The 13717-nt window shown below is 35.4% G+C and carries 13 protein-coding genes; 12 read left to right on the top strand and 1 reads right to left on the bottom strand.

What is annotated here, in order from left to right; genetic code table 11:
* The first annotated feature begins 65 nt into the window (after positions 1–65).
* Positions 66–824: a patatin-like phospholipase family protein gene (locus tag OTK01_RS07500; protein WP_029227533.1), complete on the top strand. Its 759-nt coding sequence runs from the start codon at positions 66–68 to the stop codon at positions 822–824.
* On the opposite strand, the gene OTK01_RS07495 is transcribed toward OTK01_RS07500, so the two are convergent.
* Entirely contained in the window at positions 813–2015 is a 1203-nt protein-coding gene (locus OTK01_RS07495) for a nucleotidyltransferase (protein WP_013432518.1), read from the bottom strand. The genes OTK01_RS07500 and OTK01_RS07495 overlap by 12 nt on opposite strands.
* 189 nt (positions 2016–2204) lie before the next feature.
* On the opposite strand from OTK01_RS07495, the gene OTK01_RS07490 reads away from it, so the two are divergent.
* Genes OTK01_RS07490 through OTK01_RS07440 form a run of 11 tightly spaced genes read left to right on the top strand, consistent with a single transcriptional unit; the run spans position 2205 to position 13716 of the window.
* Entirely contained in the window at positions 2205–3350 is a 1146-nt protein-coding gene (locus OTK01_RS07490) for an acyl-CoA dehydrogenase family protein (RefSeq protein ID WP_029227534.1), read from the top strand.
* 32 nt (positions 3351–3382) lie between these two features.
* Positions 3383–4171: an electron transfer flavoprotein subunit beta/FixA family protein gene (locus OTK01_RS07485; RefSeq protein WP_029227535.1), complete on the top strand. Its 789-nt coding sequence runs from the start codon at positions 3383–3385 to the stop codon at positions 4169–4171.
* Positions 4172–4206: 35 nt separating this feature from the next.
* Positions 4207–5211 (top strand): electron transfer flavoprotein subunit alpha/FixB family protein, encoded by a 1005-nt coding sequence (locus tag OTK01_RS07480; RefSeq protein ID WP_029227536.1) that lies wholly within the window; start codon positions 4207–4209, stop codon positions 5209–5211.
* A 32-nt stretch (positions 5212–5243) separates the two neighbouring features.
* Positions 5244–6131 (top strand): ComEC/Rec2 family competence protein, encoded by an 888-nt coding sequence (locus OTK01_RS07475; RefSeq protein ID WP_013432522.1) that lies wholly within the window; start codon positions 5244–5246, stop codon positions 6129–6131.
* A 19-nt stretch (positions 6132–6150) separates the two neighbouring features.
* On the top strand, positions 6151–6936 hold the full coding sequence (locus tag OTK01_RS07470; RefSeq protein WP_029227537.1) for a hypothetical protein: 786 nt from the start codon (positions 6151–6153) through the stop codon (positions 6934–6936).
* A 43-nt stretch (positions 6937–6979) separates the two neighbouring features.
* A complete protein-coding gene (locus OTK01_RS07465) occupies positions 6980–8092 on the top strand; it encodes a DegT/DnrJ/EryC1/StrS family aminotransferase (protein WP_029227538.1) in 1113 nt (370 codons plus the stop codon).
* Positions 8089–9402: a nucleotide sugar dehydrogenase gene (locus OTK01_RS07460; RefSeq protein WP_029227539.1), complete on the top strand. Its 1314-nt coding sequence runs from the start codon at positions 8089–8091 to the stop codon at positions 9400–9402. Before OTK01_RS07465 ends, OTK01_RS07460 begins: the two co-directional genes overlap by 4 nt.
* Before the next feature lie 29 nt (positions 9403–9431).
* On the top strand, positions 9432–10556 hold the full coding sequence (locus OTK01_RS07455) for a Gfo/Idh/MocA family protein (protein ID WP_029227540.1): 1125 nt from the start codon (positions 9432–9434) through the stop codon (positions 10554–10556).
* Positions 10553–11293, top strand: coding sequence for an acyltransferase (locus OTK01_RS07450; protein ID WP_029227541.1), 741 nt, complete (start codon positions 10553–10555; stop codon positions 11291–11293). The genes OTK01_RS07455 and OTK01_RS07450 overlap by 4 nt, the downstream gene beginning before the upstream one ends.
* The gene (locus tag OTK01_RS07445) at positions 11259–12449 is read left to right on the top strand and encodes an O-antigen ligase family protein (protein WP_029227542.1); all 1191 of its coding nucleotides are present in this window, start codon (positions 11259–11261) and stop codon (positions 12447–12449) included. Before OTK01_RS07450 ends, OTK01_RS07445 begins: the two co-directional genes overlap by 35 nt.
* Positions 12433–13716, top strand: a complete 1284-nt coding sequence (locus OTK01_RS07440; RefSeq protein ID WP_029227543.1) for an O-antigen ligase family protein — start codon at positions 12433–12435, stop codon at positions 13714–13716. The genes OTK01_RS07445 and OTK01_RS07440 overlap by 17 nt, the downstream gene beginning before the upstream one ends.
* Position 13717: the final 1 nt, after the last annotated feature.

Below are 13717 nucleotides of genomic sequence, written 5' to 3'. Positions count from 1 at the left end.
ACTCTGCTCCAATACATAGCTAAATGGTATTCTAATTAAAATATTATTACTGTACGGAGGTTAAAATGAAAAAAGTTTCGCTTGCGCTTGGTTCTGGTGCAATGAGAGGGTTTGCACATATAGGGGTTATAGAAGTGCTGGAAAAGGAGTTTAAATTTGAAGCTTTTTCAGGTTCAAGCATTGGTGCTGTTATAGGCGCATTTTACTGTCTTGGATATGACCTTGGTCTTATATATAAGGTAGCAAAACAAATAAGAAATGACATACTCATAGATTTTAAAGTAAGAAAAAATGCTCTCATTTCAGGTAAAAATATTGAAGAGATTTTAAAGCTTTTTTTGAGAGATAAAAGGTTTTCTGATTTGAAATATCCGTTTTATGTTGTTGCAACAGACCTTTTAAAGGGTGAGCAGGTGGTCTTCAGCGAGGGAAGTTTATATGATGCTGTAAGAAGCAGCATATCTATTCCTGGTGTTCTTCCACCATATAAAATAGGGGATACTGTGCTGGTTGATGGAGCGGTAGTAGACAAAGTACCGGGAAAGGTTTTAAAAGAAAATGGTTGCGAGTTTGTAGTTGGTGTGGACGTTTCAGGTAAAAGTTCGCTCAAAGAACCTAAAAATATCTTTGAAATGATAATGACTACCATTGATATCATGGGTGAAGAGATACTCAGACTTAAGCATGGGTACTTTGATTATCTCATAAAAATTAATCTTGAGGATATAAATCCATATACCCTTGCTGATGTGGAAAAGGCGTATCAAAGAGGAAAGAAAAGGGCAGAAGAGGAGTTAGAAAACTTAAAGAATTTAGCTTCTTGAACTGATATAGATAGGAGATGATTTAAATTCTGTCTGCAGATATTTGTGAAAATCTCTATATTGCAGGGCATGCAGCATTGAAGACCTTATTTCAAGTTCAAGAAGCTCTTTGTATTGAGGGTTTTTTAACCACTGCTGATTTAGTTTTGTGATATACTCAATTTTGTCTTTTATCTTATTTAAATATTCTTTTCCTTTTTGGTTGAATCCCAAAACTCTTACATAAGGTGTAATGGAAAGAAGAGTTTTTTGGTCAAAATTGTTTCTTACAATAGCGTGTATGAATATTCTCTGAAGTCTTGTAAGGGTATATCTTTTAGTTTTTACATTCTCAAGAAGATTTTTAGCTGATGGAGAATTGAAAATGTACTTTTCAAATCTATTTTCAAGCCCTTCTTTGACATCAATTTTGTTTTTCAAAAAATCTGGTACAACGATGGCGTTGTAGATAAAGAGCTTAAAGTAATCCTCAAGGAATACAGGTCCTCTTCCGCTTTCAAATTCTTCTATCAGTATTTCATAAGAAGCAGATGGCATTTTGTTTTTGATTGCCTGCAGGTTATTTATGTTTCTTCTTATAGCAGTAGCTGAAGCGTATGTGTCTTGTGTGAGGTTGGGGTCATTGTAAGATGCACCTATCCTCTTTATAGTCAATGGTTCAATCTTTGAACTTAACCTGTAAATCCATTTGATATATTCAATTCCAAGTATGTTGTTAGAAGAAAACTCAATATTGGTTTTACATGTTTTGATAAGAGCAAGTTCACGAGCTTTTGGGAAGGAATACCCTTCTTTCAAATAACTTTTCAAACTTGACTTGAAATCATCTTCTTCAAATGCCAAGTGTTTAGCAGTTTCTTTAAGCTTATCTATATCACCACATTCTGAGCCAAAAACAATAAAGTCAACGCCGAGCTGGTTTAAAATGGATATTGCACCGTATGCAAATATTTCGGCACTGTTGCAGGCATATGCAAACGGCAGTTCAAAAATGACATCTACCCCGTTTAAAATGGCCATCTTTGTCCTTGCCCATTTGTTTACAATTGCAGGTTCTCCTCTTTGAATAAAGTTACCGCTCATTACGCCCACAACTATGTCTGCATTTGTTATTTCTCTTGTTTTTTGCAGATGGTACAGGTGGCCATTGTGAAAAGGGTTGTATTCCACTACTATTCCAGCAACCTTCATTTTGTGGTCCTTCCCCAGGACAGTTTTTTTATATGAAGTATGATATCAAAAAATAATCACGCAATACAACAATTATTGTTACAAAATAGTCACATTAATGAAAAATATTTATGGTTGTTTGACAATAGAGAATTTCATCTGATAAACTATGAAGAAGGATACTGAAAAAGTAGGGGGCGAATTTTTAAGGTGGAATATTTTTTAAGCGAAGAACAGAAGATTATAAAGAAACTTGCAAAGAGGATTTCAGATGAATACGTGTCAAAGGTTGCAATAAAATATGACAAAGAAGGCATATTCCCAAAAGATATATTGGACCTTTTAGCATACACAGAGCTCACTGGTGTATACATTCCTAAAGAGTACGGTGGGTTTGGTGGCGGTGTTATGGAAATGTGCCTTGTTGTAGAAGAGCTTTCAAGAAATTGTGCAGGTGTTGCAGTATCATACGCTGCAACAGCTCTGGGTGCATATCCTATAATTCTTTATGGTAAAGAGGAACAAAAGAAAAAGTATTTACCTAAGATAGCAAAAGGAGAGTTGATAGCCGCGTTTGCATTGACAGAAGCTGATGCTGGAAGTGATGTGAGCAGCATAAAGACAACTGCAGAGAAAAAAGGAGATTATTATATTTTAAACGGAAGCAAGCACTGGATAACAAACGGCGGTGAAGCTGACGTGTATGTAGTATTTGCAGTAACCGACAAATCAAAAGGACCACGCGGAATTTCGGCTTTCATTGTAGAAAAGGGATATGAAGGGTTTTATTGTGGCAAAAAAGAGGACAAGATGGGCATAAGAGCATCTTCTACTACAGAACTTATATTTGAAGATTGTAAAGTTCCCAAAGAAAATCTTTTAGGTCGTGAGGGTACAGGATTTATTGTTGCAATGAAGACGTTTGACAGGACACGGCCTGGGGTGGCTGCAATGGCTGTTGGGATTGCCCAAGGTGCATATGAGCACGCAGTCAGGTATGCAAAAGAAAGAGTCCAGTTTGGACAGCCTCTTTCATCCTTTCAGGCAATCCAGCATATGCTGGCTGACATGTACATAAACATCGAAGCTGCAAGAGCTATGCTTTATTCAACATGTAGGATGATAGACAGTGGTGCAAAGGATTTTTCAAAGGAGTCTTCAGCGTGCAAGGTTTTTGCTTCTGATGTTGCTATGAAGGTTACCACTGATGCTGTTCAGATTATGGGCGGAAATGGATATGTTAAAGACTATCCGGTTGAAAAAATGATGAGGGATGCTAAAGTAACTCAGATATTTGAAGGTGCAAATCAAATTCAGAGAAATATTATCGCGTCTGAAATCATAAAAGAGTATTAAATTTTTAAGACTTTAGGGGGAGTTTTTGAAAGATGAAAATTCTTGTGTGTATAAAACAAGTAGTAGACCCGGAAAAAGTGGAGTATAATGCTCAGACTAAAACAATAAAGAGAAATGCTCAATATTTGATGAACAATCCTGCAGACCTTAGCGCTTTAGAATTTGCTCTTAGAATAAAAGATGTTTATAAAGATGTTCATATCACAACCCTTTCAATGGGGCCTGCTGAGTGTGAAAGCAAAATAAAAGAACTTATAGAGGTTGGTTGTGACAGCTGTGTGCTTTTGAGCGATAAAAGACTTGCTGGTTCTGATGCGTATTCTACTGCGTATGCACTGGCAAAGGCTATTGAAAAGCTTGGCAATTTTGACTTGATACTGTGTGGTGAGTCCTCCTTAGATGGTGAGACATCTATTGTCCCACCTCAGATAGCAGAATATCTCAATATTCCTCACATAGCATTTGCAAGTAATATAAAGGTTTTGAATATTGAGCGCATTGAAGTTGAAAGAAAATTAAAAAATCTACTATTTAGGTTTGAGGTAAAACTGCCTGCGCTGATTTCTGTCAAGAAAGATAGCGCTTTTCTTAGGCTTCCAAAACTAAGCTTCATGATAAAAGCTCTTTCATATACTCCTCAAATTTTAAGTGTGGATGATTTTGAAAACTTTGATTTTGATAGGGTTGGAGCAGAAGGTTCAAAGACCTCGGTCGATAGCTTTGTTGAACAAAGCTTTGAAGATGTTAAATGTGAAATCTATGATGGGATTGAAGATGCTCAAATAGAGTGTATAGCTGACCTTGTTACGAGATTCTTATAAAAACTTCAATTTCATAAGGGGGACTAAAAAGAGAAATGGAACACGTGATATTTGTACCGGCAATTTATCATATTGATGAAATCTCACAACTTGCTTCTCTTCTTTCTTTCATTGATAGCAGAATTGCAGTTAAAGATAAAAAGATTGTTTTGTACCTATATTCGAACAGAAAAGTGGAAGATAAAGATATAAATTACTTGAGAACACTTCCATTAAGTCAAATTGTAATCTGTAAAAATGAACTTTTTTCAGACTGGGAATGGCCTTACATCGAAGCTATAACCCAGCATATAAATACAATAAAACCTCATGCCGTCATTTCAACATCAAGCGATTTTATAAAGTCAATTTTAGCAAGAGTTGCTGCACGCTTTTCATGTGGGTTTGCTGTTGATTGTACAGACCTTATTTTTGATGAGGGTACTCACAACTACAGTTTTTTGAAGCCTGCATATACAGGAAATATAAATGCTAAGATTTTGGTCAAAAATTCTTCTATTGTCTTTGCTACCTTAAAAATAAAAAACGTAGCTGAATGTTCTTTTGAGGCTGTTGATAAAAAAGTAGAGATTGTTGAAAGTCTCTTTGAAGGGCTTAAACCTTTTTCTGGCAAAATTAAGATTATTGAAAAAAATTTAGCTCAGAATATTGATAACAAACTTGAAAGTGCTAAAATAGTTATTGGTGTAGGAAGAGGAATCAAAGACAAGGAAAATTTAAAATATGCCTTTGAACTTGCAAATCTCTTAAATGGTGCGGTGGGTGTCACGCGACCGCTTGTTGACATGGGCTGGATTGACAAAGAATATCAAATTGGTCAAAGTGGCAAGGTTGTATCACCACAGATATATTTTGCTTTTGGAGTTTCGGGTGCAGCCCATCATATTTGTGGGATTGGCAGTCCAAAACTCATAATAGCAGTTAACAAAAACAAAGATGCGCAGATTTTTAAAATTGCTCATTACGGGATTGTAGCAGATGCTACCTCTGTTATGAAAAGTTTTATAAAAGCTTTTAAAAGTAGGCTCAAAGGCTGCTGATTTTTTGAGGTGTACTGGAGGAAGTTTAAGTAATGAAAAGCAAACTCTCGGTAGCTGTTGTTTTAATAACAGTTATTTTCTTTCTTTTTTTAAGTGGATGTTCGTATTTATTTCAAAATTCAAACTTTTGGGAAACAAACTCAGCACAGTTTTTAGATAAGCAAGTATGTAGTGTATTTTTTTTAGATGTAGGTCAGGGAGATAGTATACTGATAAAAACACCAGGAAATAAGTTTGTATTGATTGACTCAGGACCGAATTCTGCTGAGCAGGATGTTTTACAAACCTTAGATAGATTAAATGTCAAAAAATTGGATGTGGTAATTGCAACTCATCCGCATGAGGACCATATTGGCAATATGGACAAGATTATTTCTAAATATGACATAGAAAGATTCTATACAATTAATAAAACAACAAATACTCAGACATTTGAAGATATGCTAAACGCACTGAAGAAAAAGAACCTAAAAATTTCAATCGCAAGGCCGTTTGATAGACTGAAATTAAATGGTGTTACATTGACTTTTTTATCTCCTCTTAAAGATTATGATGATTTGAACGATTCAAGTGTGGTTGTCATGCTTGAATTTGCGGGAAAAAGGGTGTTATTTACTGGCGATATTTCAAAGAATGTAGAATATGACATAGTAAGGAATGTTCACGATATAAAGGCAGATGTTTTGAAGGTTTCTCATCATGGAAGCTATGCTGCAACTTCAAGTTTATTTTTAGAAAAGGTAAATCCTAAAGTGGCTATCATAAGTGTGGGAAAAGACAATCCATACGGTCATCCGCACTCATCCACAATAAGGAGATTGGAGAAATTTAAAGTTAAAATATTTACAACAGAACAAAATGGCAACATTGCTGCGCTGATGTTCCCAGATGGCACATTGAAACTCATCACCCAGAGATAGAAAGGAGAAAAGTTGAAAAATGATTTATATATTTAAAAAAAGGATTAAAGAAATAACAGCAATAATTATCTTATTTTTGATACTGTCGGCTGTGGTTGTACAATTTTTTACAAAAACATTGTGGACGGCTGAGACAAACCTAAGACTTGATAACAATCTTTTAAATCCGTTCAACTTCAATACTTCATCACCCAACGTTTCCAATATGGTACAGGGTTTGTATTCTAACGTGACTGCATTGGATTTGAACAAGGAATACTTAGAGATGGTAGCGCTAAACCCTCCTTTTATTGATTATGTCACAAGCAGATATGGTGAAGATGAGAGGTTTGGGGTTTTTATTGAACCTAAAGCTTCAAAGAGCGGTATAAACTATGTCGTTATAAAAGCTGTTGCAGATTCACAGACTGCTGCTCAGAATATGCTAAATGAATATCTCAAAAGTTTAGATAACCAGGTAATCTCAGATTTGAAAAGTAAGTCAGAAGCTGCTCAAAAACTTTTGGATGAGCTTTTGCTTGAAAGAAGCAAATATGAAAAGACCAGTTTGACTTCAAGTGAACAAGAACAACTAAGCCAGATTTCAGCTGCTATAAGTCTTATAAAGTGGGTAAATGAACATTACAACAAAGTGATTGATTTGAAAAGTGCTATCTATCAATATGGGAAAGTAAAGGTATACGAGTCTGCTGGCAGCAAGTTCGAAAAGGCATTGAGAGTTGTTGCTGGAATGCTGGCAGGTGTGATTGCGGCAATTTTGTATGTAATATATAGAGAGAGAAAATATATTATCCAGAATTTATAATTTTTTCTAAATATCAAAATTAGAATGGAGATGAGCACTTAAAATGATTTCGCTTATTGATTTGAAAAGACAGTACCAAAATATTTCCCAAGAAATATTAGACAGCGTAAAAGAGGTATTTGAAAGTGGACAATATATCTTAGGGCCAAAAGTTGCAGAGTTTGAGAAAAAGTGTGCTGAGTATCTGAATGTAAACCACGCGATAGGTGTTGGGAATGGAACAGATGCCCTTGTCATAGCACTTGAAAGCGTGGGTATAGGACAAGGTGATGAGGTTATAACAACTCCTTTTACCTTTTTTGCGACAGCTGAGGCAATAGTAAGAGTGGGTGCAAGACCAGTTTTTGTTGACATTGACCCTCTGTCGTACAACATAGACCCTGAAAAGATAGAAGAAAAGATTACTGAGCGCACAAAAGCTATTATTCCTGTCCATATATTTGGTCAAGTGTGCGACATGAAGAAAATAGTACAAATTGCCAAAAAGTATAACTTGTATATTATCGAAGATGCCTGCCAGGCATTTGGTGCTGAATTTGAAGGGAAAAAAGCAGGCACAATTGGAGATGTAGGATGTTTTTCGTTCTTTCCTACAAAGAACTTAGGCGGGTTTGGCGACGGTGGTCTGATTGTAACAGATTCTGACGAGATTGCCTCAAAAGCAAGGATGCTCAGACAGCATGGTTCTAAAAAGAAGTATTTCAATGAGATGATAGGATTTAACAGCAGGCTTGACGAAGTGCAGGCAGCAATACTTCTTGTTAAACTCAAATATATTGACAGTTGGAATAGAAGAAGAATAGAAATAGCTCAAAAGTTTTCTCAAGAGCTTAAGCTTGATGGACTTGTCACTCCCAAAAAGTGCAATAGTTTTGAGTTTGGACACATATATCATCTGTATATTCTCCAACATGAAAAGAGAGAAAATCTTATGGAATATTTAGCCCAGAAAGGAATTGCAACAGGTATATACTATCCTGTACCACTACATTTAACTAAAGCCTTGAGCTTTTTGGGATATAAAGAAGGCGACTTTGAAATTGCCGAAAAGCTTTGCAAAAAGTCATTTGCAATTCCAATGTTTCCTGAATTGACAGATGAAGAGATAGAGTATATAACAACTTCAATAAATCAATTTGGAGGGAGTTTACAATGAATGAGATTGCACAAAGACTTCTTGAGAAGATTGAGAACAAAACAGCAGTGATTGGAGTTGTGGGGCTTGGGTATGTAGGGCTTCCGCTTGCTGTCGAAAAGGCAAAAGCAGGATATAAAGTTATCGGATTTGATATACAGCAAAAGAGAGTTGATATGGTAAACAGAGGCCAAAATTATATAGGTGATGTTGTGGACAAAGAACTTGCTGACCTTGTAAAAGAAGGTAGAATATTTGCCACAACTGACTACAGCAAAATTGGAGATGTTGATGCTGTTGCTATATGTGTTCCCACTCCACTTGATAAATACAAACAGCCAGATATTTCGTACGTTGTAAATTCTACAAGGGAGATTGCAAAATACCTTCACAGAGGAATGTTGGTTGTTTTAGAGAGTACTACATATCCAGGGACAACAGAAGAAGTGGTAAAACCTATTTTGGAAGAAAGTGGGCTAAAATGCGGTGAGGATTTCTTCTTAGCTTTTTCACCTGAGAGAGTTGACCCGGGCAACAAGGTGTATAACACAAAGAACACACCAAAGGTTGTAGGCGGTGTGACAAAAACATGTACTGAGATAGCTGCAAGGCTTTACGAGAATGTGTTAGAAGGAGAGGTATTTAAGGTCAGCTCTCCAAGGGTTGCAGAAATGGAAAAGATTTTGGAAAACACCTTCAGAAATATAAACATTGCGCTTGTAAACGAAATGGCTATTTTGTGCGAAAGGATGAACATTGATATTTGGGAGGTCATTGAAGCAGCAAAAACAAAACCATATGGATTTATGGCATTTTATCCCGGACCTGGGCTTGGTGGTCATTGCATACCGATTGACCCATTTTATCTCACTTGGAAAGCGCGCGAATATGATTATCATACAAGGCTAATTGAAATAGCCGGTGAAATAAACAACTATATGCCAGAATATGTGGTTGAAAGAGTTATGAAAATCCTCAATAAATTCAAAAAACCTTTGAACGGCTCAAAAATTTTAATTTTAGGTGTGGCATACAAGAAGGATATTGATGATATAAGAGAGTCACCTGCATTGAAAATTATCGAGATTTTTGAAAAAGAGAATGCAGAGGTAGAATACAATGACCCATATGTACCGAGTTTTACTTATAATGGCAAACAGTATTTCTCGGTGGATTTTACAGCAGAGTCGCTCAAAAAATATGATATAGTTGTTATCACAACAGACCATTCAAAATATGATTATAACTTTATTGTAGAGAATGCAAACCTTATTTTTGATACCAGAAATGCTACAAAAGGTATAAAATCAGACAAAGTTTATAAACTATAAAAAAATTCAATATAATGGAGGATTTGTTGATGGACAAGTTAAGGATTTGCCTTGTTGGATGTGGGAGAATATCGTTCAAACATGCTGAGGCTTATGCCAACAATTATGACCAGCTTGAGGTTGTGGGATTTTGTGACTTAGATAGCCAGAAAGCTTTAAGGACAAGACAAAAGTATTATGAGCTGCTTGCGAGCAAAGGAATTGAAATAAAAAAGGATATACCCATATACACAGATTATATAAAGATGTTAAAAGAACAAGAATGTGACATAGTTGACATAGCAACATACAGCGGATGCCATGCTGAGCAGACGCTTGTTGCTTTGGATTTTAACAAGCATGTGATTGTAGAAAAGCCCATGGCACTTTCAATAGAAGATGCAGATTTGATGATTAAAAAAGCAAGAGAAAAGAAAAAGGTACTTGGTGTATGTCTGCAAAACAGGTTTAACAAGAGTGTACAAAAACTGAAGAGTACTATTGACAGTGGCAAATTTGGCAGGATACTGTATGCTGTTGCAAGTATTAGATGGAATAGGAACGATGAATACTACAGGCAAGATAGCTGGAGAGGCACATGGGAACAAGACGGTGGTGCGCTTATGAACCAGTGTACCCATAACATTGACCTTTTGCAATGGATAATAGGTTCTGAGGTTGACGAGATTTATGGTGACATAGAAACATTTTTAAGACCTATTGAAGCAGAGGATACAGGGTTTGCCATCTTGAAATTCAAAAGTGGAGCAAGAGGAATTGTTGAAGGAACTACCTGTGTTTGGCCTTCAAATTTGGAAGAGACGCTCAGCGTATTTGGTCAAACAGGCACAGCAGTGCTTGGTGGTACGTCAGTCAACAAGATTGTTGTGTGGCGTGTGCCTGATGAGGATGAAAAAGAGGCTTTAGAAAAGTTTACAGAAAATCCAGACAATGTATATGGGTTTGGTCACACTCCTCTTTTCAGGGATGTTATTGAAGCCATCAAAAGCGGAAAAGACCCGCTTGTTACAGGAGAAGAGGGGAAAAAATCACTTGAGATAATTCTTGGTATTTACAAATCGGCAATTGAAAAAAGACCAATAAAACTGCCACTTACTAACTTTTCAACAATAGACATGAAAAAGCTTTATGAAAGGCAGAGGTTGGTAAGATGAGATTTATAAGTGAGAAAGCAAAGATAGCTGAAGATGTTGAAATGGGTTATTTTGTTGTGATAGAAGATGATGTTAAGATAGGTAGCGGATGCAAAATTGGTCACAATGTAATTATAAAAAAAGGAAGCATTATAGGTGACAATGTCGAAATTTCTGATGGTACAATTATAGGAAAATCTCCTCAAAAGGCTTTTGCGAGCAAAACAACAGAAGAGATTGTTCTTCCACCTGCTAGGATTGGGAACAACGTCAAGATTGGGGCAAACAGCATAATCTACAGGGGTGCTGTAATCTCAGACAATGTCTTTATAGCCGACCTTGTGACAATAAGAGAAAATGTGACAATTGGTGAGTATACCATTATAGGTCGTGGTGTTAGCATAGAAAACAAGACAACTATTGGAAGTTATTGCAAAATAGAGACAAATGCATATATTACTGCTCTTTCAACAATTGAGGATTGGGCGTTTATTGCACCGTGTGTTGTTACCTCAAATGACAATTTTGCGGGAAGAGGTAAGGACAGGGCAAAATATTTCAAAGGTGTTACAGTAAAACGAGGTGGCAGAATTGGTGCAAATGCCACCGTGCTTCCCGGAAAAGTGATTGGAGAAGAAGGGTTTGTTGGTGCTGGCAGTGTTGTTACGAAAGATGTCATGCCAAGGAAGATTGTTGTGGGAAATCCTGCAAGGGAGATAAAAGATGTACCGGCTGATCAGTTACTTGAAAATCAATAAATATGAGCTTTTGCTTGCTGCAGGTGCTGCTGCTACTGTGCAGTTTGTTAGGTATTCGTATATTCCTGTATATTTATTTTTGTTGGCGCTATTTTTTATATCCTTTTATGTCTATAAACCAAAAATTAAATTTGACATTTTGAATTTTGTTCCTATATTTTTTTATGTGAGCCTTGCATTGATTTCTCTCTTGTTACTAAATGTCAGTTTAGCTAAGGACAAGGCGATTATAGGTGTAATAAATGCTTTTGTATTTCCAGCAATATTTTATATCTTCCTCATTTCATGTAACAAAGATTGCATTTTGAAAATAGAAAAAATATGGTTGTTTTTATTAGCAATTGCTTCAGTTGTATGTATTTTTGAATTTTTGTACTATATAGCTTTCAAAACTTTTAGAGAGAGAACTATTTCAATCTTTTTTAATCCAAACACATTTGCGTTTTTTTTAGTTATGGTTTACCCACTTGTGAGAAACAAGTTGAAAGATGAAAAGTCAAAACTCTTGATATCACTTTTAATATTTGTAGAAATCTTACTTTCTGGTTCAAGGACAGGGTTTGTAGTATATATATTTGAGTTTCTTCTCATAAATATTTACCTTATTAGAAAAAATATCTTAAAGGTTTTCTTGGCACTGGCTGGTATATTGACTATTTTTCTACCCAAGATTCTATATAGAATTCCCAAATTGGGTGATATAACAAATCCTAAAACAGCTGTAGGGCAGAGAGTTTTTGTGATTGAGTTTGTTTTGAGATATTTTTCACACAGAAGCCCGTTTGAAGGAATTGGTGCAGGCCAATTTGAGCTATTTTTTAGAAAGTTAAAAGCGCCTGGTATAGTGGCCCTTCATTCAGCACATAATTTGTTTTTAAATGCCCTTATTGAATATGGTATAATAGGATATATGATTTTAGTTTTTATAGTTTATTTTTCGGTTTTTCTTTCTGCATATAATTTTTTTAAACACAAAGAAGAATATGATAGAAATATTCTTATTGGATTTATTCTTATTACCATTTTTCAGATGTTTGATATGGCTGAAATTACAAATAGTAGGATGCTGTTAATTAACATGCTATATACATTTTATCTTTTCTTGCCTATTTGCAGATTTAAAAGGTGGAGAGCTATAGATGGAGAATGCATTTAGAGTTAAATTGAAGCAGCGGGTTATTCCAGCTATTTTGTACTTGACCTTTTTGAGTGGTTTTTTTGGGAGTACACTCGCGTATCCAAAGTTGAGCTACCTTTTTGCATATAGAATATTTTTAGCATTTTTATTTTTTCTTATTTTTATCGATTTGATGTTAAATGGGATTGAGCTGAAAAGTTTTCTTAACTTTTCGACTTTTTTTCTAATAGGATGGTGTGCCTACTCACTTTTAAGTTTTTTATGGGCTCAGGATGTAAAAAGTGCAGCAAGAGATCAGGTTTTTTTAACTATCAATATATTTGTGATACTGATATTTATGTATTACTCAAGATATCTTAGATGGGATGTATTTGAAAACATAATGTTGATTTCATTTATCATTCATCTTGCTGTAGGCTATTTAGAAGTAGTGACTGACAAACATTTGTGGACATCTAAGGTACCTTTATATAATCTTCATAGAACGCCTTCAACCTTTTTTGCAAATCCAAACGATTTTGCAACTTATTTGGTTTTATATTTGCCTTTTATTTTTGCTGTTGCGATAAACAAGAGTGATAATAATTTTTTCAAAAAGTGGGCAGCTTTTTTAGGTGCAGTTTTGGCTATCCCACTTTTGATTCTTACCACAAGCAGAGCAAATTACATAGGATTTTTAATAGCTTTGTTTGTTTATTTTCTTTTGGCTGGTAAAGACCAGAAAAAGAGTCTTCTACAGTATGGGGCTATATTTTTAGTTTTTTTAGTGTTTATAATAGGTTTTAGACTGGACTTTGGAGCGTTTAATAAGGTAGTTGAAATGATAAAGATTCAGATTTCTTCGCTTACTGATTTTTCGCAGACTTCTCTTTCATCTAATGTGCGACGAGAACTTTTGGTTGTATATGGTCTTTCATTCTTGTATGACTATCTCTTTTTTGGTGTTGGTTCAGGCAACAGCAGGGTTTTGATGGAAAAGGTAAAACAGTATACTGTAAATGTTGAACTTCATAATTGGTTTTTGGATGTTCTTGTGAGTTACGGAGCAGTAGTATTTATCTTGTATCTTGTTTGGATATTTTATCTGCTTTATAATCTTTTCAAAATAAGAGAGAAAAGTAGTACTTTAAGTCTGTCTGCAATCTCTTTAATGAGCTCTATTTCTGCCTTTTTTATATCAAGCGTAAGTTCATCAAAGATGATTGAGATGAGGGTAATGTGGTTTGTATTTGCACTTTCACTCTTTGTTTTGGCAAAGACAAAAGAAGAAAAAGGAGAGTATTGAG

Origin of the sequence: Caldicellulosiruptor acetigenus (assembly GCF_026914305.1) — a bacterium.
In the GTDB taxonomy this organism is placed as follows: Bacteria; Bacillota; Thermoanaerobacteria; order Caldicellulosiruptorales; family Caldicellulosiruptoraceae; genus Caldicellulosiruptor; species Caldicellulosiruptor acetigenus.
This window is presented reverse-complemented; position numbering and strand designations above follow the sequence as displayed.